15 protein-coding genes are annotated in these 16,797 nt (G+C 60.2%); all 15 read left to right on the top strand.

Going from position 1 to position 16,797, the window contains the following annotated elements:
• The first annotated feature begins 104 nt into the window (after positions 1-104).
• The 15 genes from EKL02_RS17660 (at position 105) to EKL02_RS17590 (ending at position 16,664) form a co-directional block, all read left to right on the top strand.
• Positions 105-4,784 (top strand): glutamate synthase-related protein, encoded by a 4,680-nt coding sequence (locus EKL02_RS17660; protein WP_128903252.1) that lies wholly within the window; start codon positions 105-107, stop codon positions 4,782-4,784.
• 94 nt (positions 4,785-4,878) lie between these two features.
• Positions 4,879-6,342 carry a glutamate synthase subunit beta gene (locus EKL02_RS17655; RefSeq protein ID WP_128903251.1) on the top strand — a complete coding sequence of 488 codons (1,464 nt, stop codon included), beginning with the start codon at positions 4,879-4,881 and terminating at the stop codon, positions 6,340-6,342.
• Between the two features lie 226 nt (positions 6,343-6,568).
• Positions 6,569-7,372, top strand: coding sequence for an ABC transporter ATP-binding protein (locus EKL02_RS17650; RefSeq protein ID WP_128903250.1), 804 nt, complete (start codon positions 6,569-6,571; stop codon positions 7,370-7,372).
• Positions 7,369-8,148 (top strand): lipid asymmetry maintenance ABC transporter permease subunit MlaE, encoded by a 780-nt coding sequence (gene mlaE, locus EKL02_RS17645; RefSeq protein WP_128903249.1) that lies wholly within the window; start codon positions 7,369-7,371, stop codon positions 8,146-8,148. Before EKL02_RS17650 ends, mlaE begins: the two co-directional genes overlap by 4 nt.
• A 64-nt stretch (positions 8,149-8,212) precedes the next feature.
• Positions 8,213-8,683, top strand: a complete 471-nt coding sequence (gene mlaD / locus EKL02_RS17640; protein ID WP_128903248.1) for an outer membrane lipid asymmetry maintenance protein MlaD — start codon at positions 8,213-8,215, stop codon at positions 8,681-8,683.
• Positions 8,683-9,399 carry a VacJ family lipoprotein gene (locus EKL02_RS17635; RefSeq protein WP_128903247.1) on the top strand — a complete coding sequence of 239 codons (717 nt, stop codon included), beginning with the start codon at positions 8,683-8,685 and terminating at the stop codon, positions 9,397-9,399. The genes mlaD and EKL02_RS17635 overlap by 1 nt, the downstream gene beginning before the upstream one ends.
• Positions 9,400-9,512: 113 nt before the next feature.
• Positions 9,513-10,130 carry an ABC transporter substrate-binding protein gene (locus EKL02_RS17630; protein WP_128903578.1) on the top strand — a complete coding sequence of 206 codons (618 nt, stop codon included), beginning with the start codon at positions 9,513-9,515 and terminating at the stop codon, positions 10,128-10,130.
• A gap of 22 nt (positions 10,131-10,152) precedes the next feature.
• Complete coding sequence (locus EKL02_RS17625; RefSeq protein ID WP_128903246.1) at positions 10,153-10,470, top strand: STAS domain-containing protein; 318 nt, start codon at positions 10,153-10,155, stop codon at positions 10,468-10,470.
• Between the two features lie 139 nt (positions 10,471-10,609).
• Complete coding sequence (locus EKL02_RS17620) at positions 10,610-11,521, top strand: ABC transporter ATP-binding protein (RefSeq protein ID WP_128903577.1); 912 nt, start codon at positions 10,610-10,612, stop codon at positions 11,519-11,521.
• On the top strand, positions 11,518-12,276 hold the full coding sequence (locus tag EKL02_RS17615) for an ABC transporter permease (protein WP_128903245.1): 759 nt from the start codon (positions 11,518-11,520) through the stop codon (positions 12,274-12,276). Before EKL02_RS17620 ends, EKL02_RS17615 begins: the two co-directional genes overlap by 4 nt.
• A gap of 76 nt (positions 12,277-12,352) precedes the next feature.
• A complete protein-coding gene (locus tag EKL02_RS17610; RefSeq protein ID WP_128903244.1) occupies positions 12,353-12,595 on the top strand; it encodes a BolA family protein in 243 nt (80 codons plus the stop codon).
• On the top strand, positions 12,588-13,838 hold the full coding sequence (gene murA, locus EKL02_RS17605) for a UDP-N-acetylglucosamine 1-carboxyvinyltransferase (RefSeq protein WP_128903243.1): 1,251 nt from the start codon (positions 12,588-12,590) through the stop codon (positions 13,836-13,838). The genes EKL02_RS17610 and murA overlap by 8 nt, the downstream gene beginning before the upstream one ends.
• Entirely contained in the window at positions 13,838-14,491 is a 654-nt protein-coding gene (hisG, locus tag EKL02_RS17600; RefSeq protein WP_128903242.1) for an ATP phosphoribosyltransferase, read from the top strand. The genes murA and hisG overlap by 1 nt, the downstream gene beginning before the upstream one ends.
• Before the next feature lie 48 nt (positions 14,492-14,539).
• On the top strand, positions 14,540-15,853 hold the full coding sequence (gene hisD, locus EKL02_RS17595) for a histidinol dehydrogenase (RefSeq protein WP_128903241.1): 1,314 nt from the start codon (positions 14,540-14,542) through the stop codon (positions 15,851-15,853).
• Between the two features lie 25 nt (positions 15,854-15,878).
• Positions 15,879-16,664 carry a site-specific DNA-methyltransferase gene (locus EKL02_RS17590; protein WP_128903240.1) on the top strand — a complete coding sequence of 262 codons (786 nt, stop codon included), beginning with the start codon at positions 15,879-15,881 and terminating at the stop codon, positions 16,662-16,664.
• Positions 16,665-16,797: the final 133 nt, after the last annotated feature.

Raw genomic sequence — 16,797 nt, 5'->3', positions numbered from 1 at the left:
ATTGTGCATGCATAATTTTACTCTGACCCCATTTTAAATTAATTGATATATCTATTGCGCTGCACTATTCTTGGGGTTTGATTCCATGAATAGCGGAGAAGTTTATGCGCGCGCAAGGTTTGTACGACCCGGCCAATGAACATGACGCCTGCGGTGTTGGTTTTATTGCTCATATCAAAGGTAAAAAGAGCCACTCTGTCGTCGAACAGGGTTTGCTGATCCTGAAAAATCTCGACCATCGGGGCGCTGTTGGCGCTGACAAGCTGATGGGCGATGGTGCCGGCATCCTGATCCAAATTCCCGACCAGTATTACCGGGAGGAAATGGCTAAGCAGGGCGTGGCGTTGCCGCCGCCAGGTGAATATGGCGTGGGCATGGTTTTCCTGCCTAAGGAAAACGCTTCCCGCATCGCCTGCGAACAGGAAATCGAGCGCTCCGTCCTCGCCGAAGGCCAGGTCGTGCTGGGCTGGCGCGATGTGCCGGTCGATTTCGACATGCCGATGTCGCCGACCGTGCGCGCCAAGGAACCGGTGATCCGCCAGATCTTCATCGGCCGCGGCGCCGACATCATGGTCACCGACGCACTCGAGCGCAAGCTGTACGTCATCCGCAAATCCTCCGGTCATGCCATCCAGGCGCTGAACCTCTTGCATGGCAAGGAATTCTTCGTGCCGTCGATGTCGGCCCGCACCGTGGTCTACAAGGGCTTGCTGCTGGCTGACCAGGTCGGCGTGTATTACAAGGACCTGCAGGATCCGCGCTGCATCTCGGCGCTGGCGCTGGTGCACCAGCGTTTCTCGACCAATACTTTCCCGGAGTGGCCGCTGGCCCACCCGTACCGTCTGCTGGCGCACAATGGCGAGATCAATACCGTCAAGGGCAACTTCAACTGGATGCGCGCGCGCGAAGGCGTGATGAAGTCGGCCGTGCTGGGCGAAGACCTGCAAAAGCTGTTCCCGCTGATTTATGAAGGCCAGTCCGATACCGCCAGCTTCGACAATGCGCTCGAACTGCTGGTCATGGCCGGCTACCCGATTGCCCAGGCGATGATGATGATGATCCCGGAAGCTTGGGAAAATCACACCCTGATGGACGACAACCGCCGCGCCTTCTACGAATACCACGCCGCCATGATGGAGCCGTGGGATGGTCCGGCCGCCATGGCTTTCACCGATGGTCGTCACATCGGCGGTACCCTCGATCGCAACGGTCTGCGTCCGGCGCGCTACATCGTCACCGATGACGACTTCGTCGTGATGGCATCCGAGTCGGGCGTGCTGCCGATCCCGGAATCGAAGATCATCCAGAAATGGCGCCTGCAGCCAGGCAAGATGTTCCTGATCGACCTCGACGCCGGCCGCATCATCGACGACAAGGAACTGAAGGATACCTACGCCAACGCCAAGCCGTACAAGCAGTGGATCGACTCGGTGCGCATCAAGCTGGGCGAACTCGACGCCGAACCGGCCGAACAAAAATCCGAAGTGCCATTGCTCGACCTGCAGCAAACCTTTGGCTACACCCAGGAAGACTTGAAATTCCTGATGTCGCCGATGGCCGCTACCGGTGAAGAAGCTGTCGGCTCGATGGGCAATGACTCGCCGCTGGCCGTCATGTCCAACAAGAACAAGACGCTGTATAACTACTTCAAGCAGTTGTTTGCGCAAGTCACCAACCCGCCGATCGACCCGATCCGCGAAGCCATGGTGATGTCGCTGGTGTCCTTCATCGGTCCCAAGCCCAACCTGCTCGACACCAATAACATCAACCCGCCGATGCGCCTGGAAGTGTCGCAGCCGGTGCTCGATTACGCCGATATCGCCAAGCTGCGCAACATCAGCGCACACACCGGCGGCAAGTTCAAGTCGCATGAACTGAATATCTGCTACCCGCTGGCCTGGGGCAAGGAAGGTATCGAGGCGCGCCTGGCATCGCTGTGCGCCAAGGCCGTCGACGCCGTCAAGTCGGGTCACAACATCCTGATCATTTCCGACCGCAAGGTCGGCGCCGACCAGGTCGCGATTCCTGCGCTGCTGGCGACTTCGGCAATTCACCAGCACCTGGTGGCCAAGGGCTTGCGTACCTCCACCGGCCTGGTGGTGGAAACCGGTTCTGCCCGCGAAACCCACCACTTTGCCCTGCTGGCAGGTTTCGGCGCAGAAGCCGTGCACCCGTACCTGGCGCTCGATACCCTGTCCGACATGGCCAAGGGCCTGCCGGGCGAGTTGTCGCCGGAAAAAGCCATCTACAACTTCCAGAAAGCGGTCGGCAAGGGCTTGATGAAGGTCATGTCCAAGATGGGCATCTCGACTTACATGTCTTACTGCGGCTCGCAGATTTTCGAAGCCATCGGCCTGAACCGTCCGCTGATCGACAAGTACTTCAAGGGCACCGCATCTAACGTCGAAGGCATCGGCGTGTTCGAGCTGGCAGAAGAAGCACTGCGCCTGCACAACCTGGCGTTCAGCACCGACCCCGTGCTGGCCAATGCGCTGGACGCCGGCGGCGAATATGCGTACCGCGTGCGTGGCGAAGACCACATGTGGACGCCGGATGCGATCGCCAAGTTGCAGCATTCGACGCGTTCCAACAACTTCAACACGTACAAGGAATACGCGCAGATCATCAATGACCAGAGCAAGCGCCACATGACCCTGCGCGGCCTGTTCGAGTTCAAGATCGATCCTGCCAAGGCGGTACCGCTCGATGAAGTCGAATCCGCCAAGGAAATCGTCAAGCGCTTTGCCACTGGTGCCATGTCGCTCGGCTCGATCTCGACCGAAGCGCACGCCACCCTGGCCGTCGCCATGAACCGTATCGGCGGCAAGTCCAATACTGGCGAAGGCGGCGAAGACGATGCACGCTACCGTCAGGAATTGAAAGGCATCCCGATCAAGCAGGGCACCACCCTGGCTGACGTCATCGGCCATGACCAGATCGAAGTCGATACGCCGCTGCTGGCGGGCGATTCGCTGCGCTCGAAGATCAAGCAAGTCGCGTCCGGCCGCTTCGGCGTCACTGCCGAGTACCTGACCTCGGCCGACCAGATCCAGATCAAGATGGCGCAGGGCGCAAAGCCGGGTGAAGGCGGTCAGCTGCCGGGTCACAAGGTATCCGAGTACATTGCCAAGCTGCGTTTCTCGGTGCCGGGCGTCGGCCTGATTTCGCCGCCGCCGCACCACGACATTTACTCCATCGAAGACTTGGCCCAGCTGATCCATGACCTGAAAAACGTCAATCCGCAGGCATCGATCTCGGTCAAGCTGGTGTCCGAAGTCGGCGTCGGTACCGTCGCGGCCGGCGTGGCCAAAGCCAAGGCCGATCACGTCGTGATCGCCGGCCATGATGGCGGCACGGGCGCATCGCCCCTGTCGTCGGTCAAGCATGCCGGCTCGCCCTGGGAGCTCGGCCTGGCCGAAACCCAGCAGACCCTGGTGTTGAACGGTCTGCGCGGCCGCATCCGCGTGCAGACCGACGGTCAGATCAAGACCGGTCGCGATGTCGTTATTGGCGCGCTGCTGGGCGCCGACGAATTCGGCTTCGCCACCGCACCGCTGGTGGTCGAGGGTTGCATCATGATGCGCAAGTGCCATCTGAACACTTGCCCGGTCGGCGTCGCCACGCAAGATCCCGTACTGCGCGCCAAGTTCTCCGGCAAGCCCGAGCATGTGGTGAACTTCTTCTTCTTCATTGCTGAAGAAGTGCGCCAGATCATGGCGCAACTGGGTATTCGCAAGTTCGACGATCTGATCGGCCGTGCCGACCTGCTCGACAAGGCTCGCGCGATTTCGCACTGGAAAGCCAAGGGCCTGGATTTCTCGAAGATTTTTTACCTGCCGGAAGTCCGCGCCGAAGAGCCGCGCTATCACGTCGACGTCCAGGACCATGGCCTGGAAAAAGCGCTGGACCACAAGCTGATCGCCCAGGCGAAGGCGGCGCTGGAAAAAGGCGAGAAAGTCTCGTTCATCTCGCCGGTAAAAAACCTCAACCGCACCGTCGGCGCCATGCTGTCGGGCGAAGTGGCCAAGCGTTACGGTCACGAAGGCCTGCCGGACGATACCATCCATATCCAGCTGCAAGGCACTGCCGGCCAATCCGCCGGCGCGTTCCTGGCACATGGCATTACGCTTGACCTGGTGGGCGAGGGCAATGACTACGTCGGCAAGGGTCTCTCGGGCGGGCGCATCATCGTGCGTCCGAACACCGAGTTCCGCGGCCGCGCAGTCGACAACATCATCAGCGGCAACACCTTGCTGTATGGTGCCATCGCTGGCGAAGCGTTCTTCAACGGCGTTGCCGGCGAGCGTTTTGCCGTGCGCAATTCCGGTGCCACCACCGTGGTGGAAGGTACCGGCGACCATGGCTGCGAATACATGACCGGCGGTACCGTGGTCGTGCTGGGCACCACCGGCCGTAACTTCGCGGCAGGCATGTCGGGCGGTATCGCCTATGTGTACGATCCGGAAGGGGATTTCGCCGGCAAGTGCAACATGGCGATGGTCAAGCTGGAGCCGGTATCGGCGACTTCCGAACAGGAAGCCACGATCGACCGCGCCTACTGGCACAGCACGCTGCGCAATGGCGAGAAGCGCACCGATGAAGCCATCCTGAAAGGCTTGATCGAGCGTCACTTCAAGCATACCGGCAGTACCCGTGCGCGCAACTTGCTCGATGACTGGGCCAATGCCCGCACCAAGTTCGTCAAGGTGTTCCCGACCGAGTACAAGCGGGCGCTGGGCGAGATGCATGCGGCAGCACAAGCCAAGGAAAAAGTCGTCGCTTGATCGCCTGAGTGAAGGCGGGGGCAGTTGCTCCCGCCAACCCCGAATGAATGGCCAGGGCAAAGCGTGCCCGCCAAATGAATAAAGAAGGAAGAACATGGGAAAAGTAACCGGTTTTCTGGAATTCCAGCGCTTGCAGGAAGCAAGCGAAGCGCCCAAATCGCGTCTGAAACACTACAAGGAATTTACCGTCCACCTGTCCGACGCCGATGCCAAAGTGCAAGGCGCGCGCTGCATGGATTGCGGTATTCCGTTCTGTAACAATGGTTGCCCGGTCAACAACATCATCCCCGACTGGAATGATCTGGTTTATCACGGCAATTATCGCCAGGCGCTCGACACGCTGCATTCCACCAACAACTTCCCGGAATTTACCGGTCGCATCTGCCCGGCACCGTGCGAATCCGCCTGCACGCTCGGCATCAACAGCGACGCGGTTGGCATCAAGTCGATCGAGCATTTCATCATCGACAAGGGCTGGGAAAACGGCTGGGTCACGCCGCAGCCGGCAACTGTCAAGACCGGCAAGAAAGTCGCCGTGGTTGGTGGCGGCCCGGCCGGTCTCGCCGCGGCACAGCAACTGGCGCGCGTCGGTCACGATGTCACCGTGTTTGAAAAGAACGACCGTGTCGGCGGCTTGCTGCGTTACGGCATTCCCGACTTCAAGATGGAAAAGTCCCACATCGACCGCCGTGTCGAGCAAATGAAGGCAGAAGGCGTGACTTTCCGCACCGGCGTCCTGGTGGGCAAGGACTTTCCTGCCAATGTCCTCAACTGGGCCAAGGAAACCATTTCGCCGCAACAGCTGGAGAAGGAATTCGATGCGGTCGTGATCGCCGGTGGCGCCGAAAATCCGCGCGACTTGCCGGTGCCGGGCCGTGAATTGAAGGGCGTGCATTTCGCCATGGAATTCCTGCCGCTGCAAAACAAGGTCAATGCCGGCGACAAGCTGAAAGACCAGATCACAGCCACCGGCAAGCACGTGGTGGTCATCGGTGGTGGCGACACCGGTTCCGATTGCGTCGGTACTTCCAACCGCCATGGCGCTGCCGGCGTCATCCAGTTCGAATTGATGCCCACTCCGCCGGAACAGGAAAACAAGCCGCTGGTGTGGCCTTACTGGCCGTACAAGCTGCGCACTTCGTCTTCGCATGAAGAGGGTTGCGAGCGCGACTGGGCCGTGACCACCAAGCGCCTCGAAGGCAAGAATGGCAAGGTTGAAAAGCTGATTGCCGCCCGCGTCGAGTGGAAAGACGGCAAGATGGCTGAAGTGCCTGGCTCCGAGTTCGAAATCAAGGCGGACCTGGTGCTGCTGGCCATGGGCTTCGTCTCGCCCATCGCGCAAGTGCTGGATGCCTTCGGTGTCGACAAGGATGCGCGCGGCAACGCCAAGGCGACCGCCGATGGCGATGGTTGCTACCAGACTTCTGTGCCCAAAGTCTTTGCCGCCGGCGACATGCGTCGCGGCCAGTCGCTGGTGGTATGGGCGATTCGCGAAGGACGCCAGTGCGCCCGTGCAGTGGATGAGTTCCTGATGGGTAGCTCGGTGTTGCCACGGTAAGGATTGCCACTGTTTCTGCCTGCGGGCAGGGAAGTAAATGCAAACGCCCGCTGGAAGAGCGGGCGTTTGTCATTGCGTTAATATTCGCCGTGTTTTAAATGCAACATGGGCCAAATTAGCAACAAAAACCATTTGATTCATCCCGTATTGGCGGCGAGCTGCAAGCGGGAAAAAGGGTTTCTGCTCTACAATCTCACTAATTAACTAATTCGTCATTTAAAAATTCGTGCCTGATCTTGTAGAAATTCGCGATGTCCATTTCGGCTATGGGGAGCGGAGCATCCTGTCCGGTCTGAACATGGCCTTTCCGCGCGGCAAAGTGGTAGCGGTCATGGGCGGTTCCGGTTCGGGCAAGACCACCATCCTGCGCCTGATCGGCGGGCAGCTGCGGCCGCAAGCCGGTACCGTGACCGTGGATGGCCAGCACGTGCATGCGCTCGATTCGAGCGCCCTGTATGCCTTGCGTCGCAAGATGGGCATGCTGTTTCAGCATGGCGCCTTGTTTACCGACCTGACGGTACTGGAAAACGTCGCTTTTCCCTTGCGCGAAAATACCGATCTGCCGGAAGAGTTGATCCATGACCTGGTTTTGCTGAAACTGCATGCGGTCGGCCTGCGCAATGCCGCACATCTGAAACCGGCAGAAATATCCGGTGGCATGGCGCGCCGTGTCGCCCTGGCGCGGGCGATCGCGCTGGATCCGCAATTGATCATGTATGACGAGCCTTTTGCCGGGCTCGACCCGATCTCGATGGGCGTGACCGCCAACCTGATCCGCACGCTGAACGATGCTCTCGGTTCCACCTCGATCCTGGTGTCGCACGATGTGCACGAGTCGTTCTCGATTGCCGACTACGTGTATTTCCTGTCGAATGGAAAGATTGTTGCGCAGGGTACGCCCGAAGAAATGCGCGCCTCGTCCGACCCGTACGTGAAGCAGTTCGTGCATGCCGAGGCCGATGGTCCGGTGCCTTTCCATTATCCCGGAAAGTCGCTGGCCGAGTCGCTCGGACTGGAAGGTGGCCAATGATTCTTGACGGTATTGCCCTTCTGGGCCGCACGCTGCGTCTGTACCTGGTTAATCTCGGTTACGCCACGCGTTTGTTTATGGCCACCTTGAGCGCTTCGCTGGGATTGTGGCGGCGCCCGCGCCTGGTGGTCAGCCAGGTGCATTTCATCGGCAATCACTCGATGGTGATTATTGCCGTGTCCGGCTTGTTCGTTGGCTTCGTGCTGGGTCTGCAGGGATATTACACGCTCAACCGCTATGGTTCAGAACAGGCGCTCGGCCTGCTGGTTGCGCTCTCGCTGGTGCGCGAACTGGGCCCGGTGGTGACGGCATTGTTGTTTGCCGGTCGTGCCGGAACGTCGCTGACCGCGGAAATCGGCTTGATGAAGGCCGGCGAACAACTTGCGGCAATGGAGATGATGGCGGTTGACCCGCTGCGCCGCGTGATCGCGCCGCGTTTTCTGGCCGGCGTGATCGCCATGCCCTTGCTGGCTTCGGTATTCAGCGCTGTTGGCGTCATCGGCGGCTATATCGTCGGTGTCCAGTTGATCGGTGTCGATGAGGGTGCCTTCTGGTCGCAAATGCAAGGGGGCGTCGATGTCTGGAAGGATATCTTCAACGGTGTCCTGAAGAGCGTGGTGTTCGGCTTTGCCGTCACTTTCATCGCCTTGTACCAGGGCTATGAAGCGAAGCCGACGCCGGAAGGCGTGGCGCGCGCCACCACCCGCACCGTCGTGACAGCGTCGCTGACGGTACTGTGGCTCGATTTCCTGATGACTGCGCTGATGTTCAACTGAGCGTTTGCGCGGTCGTGCGTTATGAACAAAAATGAAATTGATTATCTAAGGTAGTGTAATCATCATGCAAAGAAAATCCCTCGACTTGTGGGTCGGTCTGTTTGTCCTCGTAGGCGCGCTGGCGCTGCTGTTTCTCGCCCTGAAAGCGGGCAACATGAGCACGCTTTCCTTTGAAAAGACGTATCCGGTCGTCACCCGGTTCGACAATATTGGTGGCCTGAAGCCGCGCGCGCCGGTCAAGAGTGCCGGCGTGGTGGTTGGCCGGGTGGGCGATATCACCTTTGATGACAAGTCGTTTCAGGCGCATGTCACGTTGAATCTGGAAAGCCGTTACCAGTTTCCCAAGGATAGTTCCGCGAAGATCCTGACTTCCGGATTGTTGGGCGAGCAATATATCGGCCTGGAACCGGGGGGCGATACGGCCAACTTGGCGGCCGGCGACCGCATCAAGATGACGCAATCAGCCATCGTGCTGGAAAACCTGATCAGCCAGTTCCTGTTCAGTAAGGCAGCAGAAGGCGAGGAGAAAAAATAATGAATGGATTGACACGTTCCATCGCTGCCATTGCCCTGGTTTTTGCCGTGACCGGTTGCGCCAGTCCCGGCAATGCCCACGATCCGCTGGAGGGGTTCAACCGGGCGATGTTCGATTTTAACGATACGCTCGATCGCGCGGCATTGAAGCCGGCCGCCCAGGCGTACCAGGCAGTCCTGCCAGACTTTGTGCAAGCCGGGGTTGGCAATTTCTTCGGCAATCTGGGGGATGTCTGGACTGCCGTGAATAATTTCCTTCAAGGTAAAATCGAAGCGGGTGCGCAGGATGTGGTGCGCGTCGTCGCCAACAGCACGCTGGGCGTACTGGGCTTGTTCGATATCGCTTCCGATTCCGGGGTGCCCAAGCATAAAGAGGATTTTGGCCAGACTCTCGGCGTCTGGGGTGTCCCGGCCGGTCCTTATGTGGTGTTGCCATTCCTCGGCGCCTCCACGGTGCGCGACACGGTGGCCTTGCCCGCCGATATTTATGGCGACATTTGGACGTACAAGGACCCGGTGCACTGGCGCAATACCGGCTCGGTGGTGCGCCTGGTTGACCGCCGCGCGGCTTTACTCGATGCCTCCAATTTGCTGGAAGATGCGGCGCTCGACCGTTACCAGTTTGTTCGCGATGCCTATATGCAAAGGCGTCTGAACCAGGTGTACGACGGTGATCCGCCGGACAACGGCAATAATGGCAAGGATAGCCAGGACTAGGCAGGGTAATCCGCGGCACCGGCAACGCTTACCTGCCGCCTGATGCATAATGTCGCTATTGGCTTTGGAGCCGCTGCAGAAAGTTACTGATTATGTTGAAAAAAATACTGACGATGATTCTTGCCTTTGGCGCAATTGCCTTTGCAGGCATGGCCAGCGCCGATGAAGCGCCGGATGCGCTGGTCAAGCGCATCAGTTATGAAGTGCTGGATACGGCCAAGGCAGACAAGGACATTCAGGGTGGCAATCAGAAAAAAGTCCTGGAACTGGTTGAAGCCAAGATTTTGCCGCATATTGATTTCCAAAAGATGACCGCGCTGGCGGCTGGTCGTTATTGGCGGGAAGCAACGCCTGAGCAGCAAAAACGCCTTGGCGAGGAATTCCGCTCCCTGTTGGTCTACACCTATTCCGGTGCCATTTCCCAGGTGCGTGACCAGAAAGTTGAATTCAAGCCTTTGCGTTCGACCCCGACGGACAACGAAGTAGAAGTGCGCTCGCAAGTGATCCAGCCGCGCGGCGAACCCATCCAGCTGAATTACCGCCTTGAAAAACAGGCGACTGGATGGAAAATCTATGATGTCAATGTGCTCGGCGCCTGGCTGGTGGAATCCTACAAAAGCAGCTTTTCCACGGAAATCAGCAAGAACGGTGTCGACGGCTTGATCAAGGTCTTGAGCGAGAAAAACAAGCGCCTGGCTGCCGCTGCTGCCAAGCCGGCCAAGGCTTCCTGATTTTCCGGTTTTCCGCCCGCCCATGTTTCGTCCCACTTCGCCATTTAACGCCGGCACAGCCAAGTCGCTTTATGCGGCAGGGCTGGCGGCGATTCGTGCCGGGCAAACCAGCGTCGACCTGGCGGGCCTGGACTTGGCCGATTCCAGCGCCGTGGCAGCCCTGATCGGCTGGCAGCGCGCCGCAGGACGCCAGGGAAGTACCCTGACCTTTACCAATATGCCAGCCAATCTGCATAGCCTGGTGACCCTGTACGGCGTCGCCGATTTGCTGTTGGCGGCGCCTGTGGCCGTGCCTGCAGCGACAAATCCGGCGCAACGCACTGACTTGCCACACCATTGACGGCCTGACCAGACGCCCGAGTCATCAGTATTGCACGGCTTGACGGCCGGAAATCCCCTATAATCAAAGGTTTCGCCAAGGTCTTAGCCCATGCCGGCAAGCCGACGGGCAATCCATGCAGGAAGCGCATTCAGCCATCATGGCGGCAATTCAGATCACTAATGTTGAAAAACGCTACAAGTCGCTCCAGGCGCTTGGCGGCGTTTCCCTGTCGATCGGGCAGGGGGAATTTTTCGGCTTGCTGGGCCCGAACGGTGCCGGCAAGACCACGCTCATTTCCATCATCGCCGGTCTGAGCCGGGCCGATGCAGGCCACGTCGCCATCCACGGTCACGATGTGGTCGCGGATTATCGCCAGGCGCGCCGCATGCTCGGCGTGGTGCCGCAGGAACTGGTGTTCGATCCCTTTTTCACGGTGCGTGAAACGCTGCGCATGCAATCCGGCTATTTCGGCCTGAAAAACAATGACGCCTGGATCGATGAAGTGATGCACAACCTCGATCTCACCGACAAGGCCGACGCCAACATGCGCGCGCTGTCGGGCGGCATGAAGCGCCGCGTCCTTGTGGCGCAGGCGCTCGTGCACAAGCCGCCGGTAATTGTGCTCGACGAGCCGACCGCCGGCGTCGATGTCGAACTGCGCCAGACCCTGTGGCAATTCATCGGTCGCCTGAACCGCGAAGGCCATACCGTGGTGCTCACCACGCATTACCTGGAAGAGGCGCAAGCGCTGTGCAACCGCATCGCCATGCTCAAGGCCGGCAAGGTCGTGGCGCTGGATACCACGGCCGCCCTGATCAAGCGCATCTCCGGATCGCAACTGGCGGTGACCCTGTCGCAAGGCCAATTGCCCGAGAGCCTGCAACCCTTGCTGACCCACCCGGCAGAAGGTGCGGCAAACCGCCAGTACACCCTGCGCGTCAATGACTATGCCGACGTCGAGCCGATCCTGGCCCGCCTGCGCGAAGCCGGCGCGCGCATCGAAGACATGCAGCTGCACCAGGCTGACCTGGAAGATGTGTTCATCCAGATCATGGAGGGCGGCAAATGAAGAGCGGCTTCCAGACCTTGTTTTACAAGGAAATCCTGCGTTTCTGGAAAGTGGCGACGCAAACCATCACGGCGCCGATCATGACCGCCATGCTGTACCTGCTGATCTTCGGCCATGTGCTTGAAGAACATGTGCAAGTCTATGACCGCGTCAGCTATACCGCTTTCCTGATTCCGGGCCTGGTGATGATGAGCGTGCTGCAGAACGCCTTCGCCAATTCTTCTTCATCGCTGATCCAGTCCAAGATCACCGGCAACCTCGTTTTCGTCCTGTTGCCGCCGTTGTCGCACTGGGAACTGTTCGGCGCCTATGTGCTGGCAGCCGCGGTGCGCGGACTGGTGGTCGGCACAGGCGTCTTCCTCATCACGGCGTGGTTTGGCGATTTAACCTTCGTTGCGCCCTGGTGGATCGGCGTGTTTGCCTTGCTGGGCGCCGCCATCCTCGGCACCATGGGACTGGTTGCCGGTATCTGGGCAGAAAAATTTGACCAGCTGGCGGCTTTCCAGAACTTCCTGATCATGCCGGCAACTTTTCTGGCGGGCGTCTTCTATTCGATCCATTCTCTGCCGCCGTTCTGGCAAACTGTCTCGCGCTTCAACCCGTTTTTTTACATGATCGACGGCTTCCGCTATGGTTTCTTTGGCCAGTCGGATGTCGATCCCGTGACCAGCCTTGCCATCGTCGGGATATTTTTTCTGGTGTTGGCCGGTTTTGCCATCCACTTGCTGAAAATCGGCTATAAATTGCGTCATTGATCGTGTCACCGGGCGTGCCGCCGCGTACGCCCTTGTTTATGTTGCCACGAATGGCGACGAGAGGAATCCTGAAATCATGCTGCCAACCCCGGAACTGGTTAAAAGCTATATTGCTGCGGGCCTTGCCTGCTCCCACCTGGAAGTCGAAGGCGACGGCCAGCATTTCACTGCCGTGATCGTTTCCGATGCCTTCGCCGGCAAGCGCCTGATCCAGCGCCACCAGCTGGTGTATGCCGCCCTGGGCGACCGCATGAAAGCGGAAATTCATGCCCTGTCGATGAAAACCCTGACGTCGGAAGAGTACAAAAACAATGGATAAATTACTGATTACCGGCGGCAAGCGCCTCGCAGGCGAAATCGCCATTTCCGGCGCCAAGAATGCCGCCTTGCCGATACTTTGCGCCGGCTTGCTGACTGCCGGCACCGTGCAACTGTCGAACGTACCGCACCTGCAGGACGTTGCCACCATGTTGAAGCTCTTGCGCCAGATGGGCCTGGGCATCGAGCAGGATGGCGACCGCGTCGCCCTGAACGGCAATGCCATCGACAAGCTGGAAGCACCCTACGAAATGGTGAAAACCATGCGCGCTTCGATCCTGGTGCTGGGTCCCTTGCTGGCGCGATTCGGCGAAGCGAAAGTTTCCCTGCCGGGCGGCTGCGCCATCGGCTCGCGCCCGGTAGATCAGCACATCAAGGGCTTGCAGGCAATGGGCGCCGAGATCGTCATCGAGGCGGGTTACATCCATGCCAGGGCCAAGAAGTTGAAGGGCGCACGCGTGGTGACCGACATGATCACCGTCACCGGCACGGAAAACCTGCTGATGGCCGCGACCCTGGCCGAAGGCGAGACCGTGCTGGAAAATGCCGCGCGCGAACCGGAAGTGACCGATCTCGCCAACCTGCTGGTGGCCATGGGGGCGAAGATCGACGGCATCGGTACCGATCGCCTGATCATTCAGGGCGTGGACCAATTGCATGGCGCCAGCCACGCCGTGATCGCCGACCGCATCGAGACCGGCACTTTCCTGTGCGCGGTGGCGGCCGCCGGCGGCGACATCACGCTCACCAGCACGCGTACCGACATCCTCGACGTGGTGCTGGAAAAGCTGCGTGAAGCCGGCGTCATCCTGACTTCCGGGCCGGACTGGATCCGTGCCCAGATGGCTTCGCGGCCAAAGGCAGTGAGCTTTCGCACCACCGAGTACCCGGGTTTTCCGACCGACATGCAGGCGCAATTCATGGCGCTCGATTGCCTCGCCGACGGTGTTGGCCGCATCACGGAAACCATCTTTGAAAACCGTTACATGCACGTGCAGGAATTGAACCGCCTGGGCGCTGCCATCGAGATCGATGGCCACACGGCGCTGGTCAAGGGCGTCGACAAGCTGGTCGGTGCGCCGGTGATGGCGACCGACTTGCGCGCGTCCGCGTCGCTGGTGATCGCTGCGCTGGCGGCGCAGGGCCAGACCCTGGTGGACCGCATTTACCACCTGGACCGCGGCTACGACCGCATGGAAGTCAAGCTCGCCGCCGTCGGCGCCGATATCGCAAGGGTGAAATAATGGACCAGCAACTGACCCTGGCCCTGTCCAAAGGCCGTATTTTCGAAGAAACCCTGCCGCTCTTGCAGGCCGCCGGCATCAGCGTCACGGAAGACCCGGAAAGCTCGCGCAAGCTGATCCTGCCGACCAATGACCCGCAGGTGCGCGTCATCATCGTGCGCGCGTCCGACGTGCCGACCTACGTGCAATACGGCGCCGCCGATTTCGGCGTGGCTGGCAAGGATGTATTGCTGGAACATGGCGGCGAAGGCCTGTACCAGCCGATCGACCTGAACATTGCCAAGTGCCGCATGTCGGTGGCGGTGCAGGCGGGTTTTGACTATGCCAGCGCGGTGCGCCATGGCGCACGCCTGCGCGTGGCGACCAAGTACGTGCAATGCGCCCGCGAGCATTTCGCCGCCAAGGGCGTGCATGTGGACTTGATCAAGCTGTATGGTTCGATGGAGCTGGCGCCGCTGGTCGGCCTGTCGGATGCCATCGTCGACCTGGTCAGCAGCGGCAGCACCCTGCGTGCCAATAACCTGGTCGAGGTCGAGCACATCATGCAGATTTCATCGCGCCTAGTGGTCAACCAGGCTGCCCTGAAACTCAAGCGCGAGCGCCTGCAGCCGATTCTGGCTGCCTTCGAGCGCGCCTCGCAAGCCACGACTTAAGCAAACTATCAGAGGCGCTGCCCGCGCTGCGCCGGAAAGCGAAATGCCATGACGATCCAGATTCGTACCCTTGATTCCACCCAGGCCAACTTCAGGCAGCAGCTCGCCCATGTGCTGGCCTTCGAGGCATCCGAGGACGAGGCGATCGACCGTGCCGCAGCTGCGATCCTGGCCGAGGTCAAGGCGCGCGGCGACGCTGCCGTGCTGGAGTACACCAACAGGTTCGACCGCCTGCAGGCGTCCACCGTGGCTTCCCTGGAAATCCCGCGCGCCGAATTGCTGGCGGCGCTCGAAGCTTTGCCGGCGCCGCGCCGCGCCGCACTGCAAACTGCGGCCGACCGCGTGCGCGCTTATCACGAACGGCAAAAGGCCGAGTGCGGTTCGGCCGGTTTCAGTTACACCGAAGCCGACGGCACCGTGCTGGGGCAAAAAGTCACGCCGCTCGACCGTGTCGGCATTTATGTCCCGGGTGGCAAGGCTGCCTATCCCTCGTCGGTATTGATGAATGCGATTCCCGCCAAGGTCGCCGGCGTCGCCGAAGTGATCATGGTGGTGCCCACACCGGATGGTGTGAAGAACCCGCTGGTGCTGGCGGCCGCCGCGATTGCCGGCGTCGACCGCGTCTTCACCATCGGCGGCGCGCAAGCGGTCGCCGCGCTGGCCTACGGCACCGATACCATTCCAGCGGTGGACAAGATCGTCGGCCCCGGCAATGCCTACGTCGCCGCCGCCAAGCGCCGTGTCTTCGGCACTGTCGGCATCGACATGATCGCCGGTCCTTCGGAAATCCTCGTGCTGTGCGATGGCAGCACCGACCCGGACTGGATCGCCATGGACTTGTTTTCGCAAGCCGAGCACGACGAGCTGGCGCAATCCATCCTGCTTTGCCCGGATGCCGCTTACATCGCCCGCGTGCAGGCCAGCATCGACAGGCTGGTCGGCGACATGCCGCGCCAGGAAGTGATTCGCACCTCGCTGACCAACCGCGGCGCCCTGGTCAAGGTGCGCGACATGGAAGAGGCGTGCGACATCGCCAATTTCATTGCCGCAGAGCACCTGGAGATTTCCGCTGCCGAGCCGCAACGCTGGGCCGACCAGATCCGCCATGCCGGCGCCATGTTCCTCGGCCGGTTTTCTTCCGAATCCCTGGGCGATTATTGCGCGGGACCCAATCACGTGCTGCCGACCTCGCGCACCGCGCGCTTTTCATCGCCGCTGGGCGTCTATGATTTCCAGAAGCGTTCCAGCGTCATTTTCGTCAGTGAAGCCGGGGCGCAAACATTGGGCAAGGTGGCGGCTGAACTGGCTTACGGCGAAGGCTTGCAGGCCCACGCGCGCTCGGCCGAGTATCGCCTGAAATGATTCCCCGGCGCGCCAGGGTGAGCATATGAGCGACTGGCTCAACCGCATCCATTGCGAGGATGCGATTACCGGCATGGCGCGTCTGCAAGATGCCTCGGTGGACTTGATCGTCGCCGATCCGCCGTATGGCCTGGGCAAGGATTACGGCAACGATTCCGACAAGCTCGACACGGCAGCCTACCTGGCGTGGATGGAGGAATGGATCGATATCGCGCTGCCCAAGCTGAAGGCGACGGGCAGTTTGTATATTTTCCTGACTTGGCGCTATTCGCCGGAAGTGTTCGTACTGTTGAAGCAGCGCATGACCATGGTGAATGAAATCATCTGGGACCGGCGCGTGCCATCCATGGGCGGCAGCACCCGGCGCTTCTCCTCGGTGCATGACAACGTCGGTTTGTTCGTCAAGTCGCGCGATTATCATTTCGACCTCGACGCGGTGCGCATTCCCTATGACGAGCAAACCAAGAAGGCCCGCACGCGCGCCATTTTCGTCGGCGCCAAGTGGCTGGAGATGGGTTACAACCCCAAGGATGTCTGGAGCGTCTCGCGCCTGCACCGCGAACACCGCGAGCGCGCTGACCATCCGACCCAGAAGCCGCTGGAAATCATCGAGCGCATGGTCAAGGCATCGTGCCCGCCCGGCGGCGTGGTGCTGGATCCCTTCATGGGCAGCGGCACCACGGCCGTGGCTGCGCGGCGCTGCGGGCGCAATTTTGTCGGCTTCGAACTGAACCCCGTCTATTGCGACCTGATCCAGCGCCGGCTCGATGCATTGCCGTCCGAGCTGGCGGCGGCGGAAGAGGGGCAGTAAGACAGTCTCGCAAGCCTGCAGGAGGCGAATTTTTGTTGTTGTCCATGCAAGGCTTGCCGGAACAATCGCAGGGGATTGCCAACTATCCGCCCGCGCGCCGAATTCCAGCCGAAAATATGGGTAAAATGCTCGC

Source organism: Janthinobacterium sp. 17J80-10, from assembly GCF_004114795.1.
In the GTDB taxonomy this organism is placed as follows: domain Bacteria; phylum Pseudomonadota; class Gammaproteobacteria; order Burkholderiales; family Burkholderiaceae_D; genus Paucimonas.
The sequence above is the reverse complement of the archived record's forward strand: the minus strand, read 5'-3'. Positions and strand labels throughout refer to the sequence as shown.

Bases quoted from the DNA above. Each gene is read 5' to 3' on its own strand.
- EKL02_RS17615 (WP_128903245.1), top strand. From the start codon at position 11,518: ATGAAGAGCGGCTTCCAGACCTTGTTTTACAAGGAAATCCTGCGTTTC.
- murA (WP_128903243.1), top strand. From the start codon at position 12,588: ATGGATAAATTACTGATTACCGGCGGCAAGCGCCTCGCAGGCGAAATC.
- hisD (WP_128903241.1), top strand. From the start codon at position 14,540: ATGACGATCCAGATTCGTACCCTTGATTCCACCCAGGCCAACTTCAGG.
- EKL02_RS17620 (WP_128903577.1), top strand. From the start codon at position 10,610: ATGGCGGCAATTCAGATCACTAATGTTGAAAAACGCTACAAGTCGCTC.
- mlaE (WP_128903249.1), top strand. From the start codon at position 7,369: ATGATTCTTGACGGTATTGCCCTTCTGGGCCGCACGCTGCGTCTGTAC.
- EKL02_RS17655 (WP_128903251.1), top strand. From the start codon at position 4,879: ATGGGAAAAGTAACCGGTTTTCTGGAATTCCAGCGCTTGCAGGAAGCA.
- EKL02_RS17635 (WP_128903247.1), top strand. From the start codon at position 8,683: ATGAATGGATTGACACGTTCCATCGCTGCCATTGCCCTGGTTTTTGCC.
- EKL02_RS17660 (WP_128903252.1), top strand. From the start codon at position 105: ATGCGCGCGCAAGGTTTGTACGACCCGGCCAATGAACATGACGCCTGC.
- EKL02_RS17590 (WP_128903240.1), top strand. From the start codon at position 15,879: ATGAGCGACTGGCTCAACCGCATCCATTGCGAGGATGCGATTACCGGC.
- EKL02_RS17630 (WP_128903578.1), top strand. From the start codon at position 9,513: ATGATTCTTGCCTTTGGCGCAATTGCCTTTGCAGGCATGGCCAGCGCC.
- EKL02_RS17610 (WP_128903244.1), top strand. From the start codon at position 12,353: ATGCTGCCAACCCCGGAACTGGTTAAAAGCTATATTGCTGCGGGCCTT.
- mlaD (WP_128903248.1), top strand. From the start codon at position 8,213: ATGCAAAGAAAATCCCTCGACTTGTGGGTCGGTCTGTTTGTCCTCGTA.
- EKL02_RS17625 (WP_128903246.1), top strand. From the start codon at position 10,153: ATGTTTCGTCCCACTTCGCCATTTAACGCCGGCACAGCCAAGTCGCTT.
- hisG (WP_128903242.1), top strand. From the start codon at position 13,838: ATGGACCAGCAACTGACCCTGGCCCTGTCCAAAGGCCGTATTTTCGAA.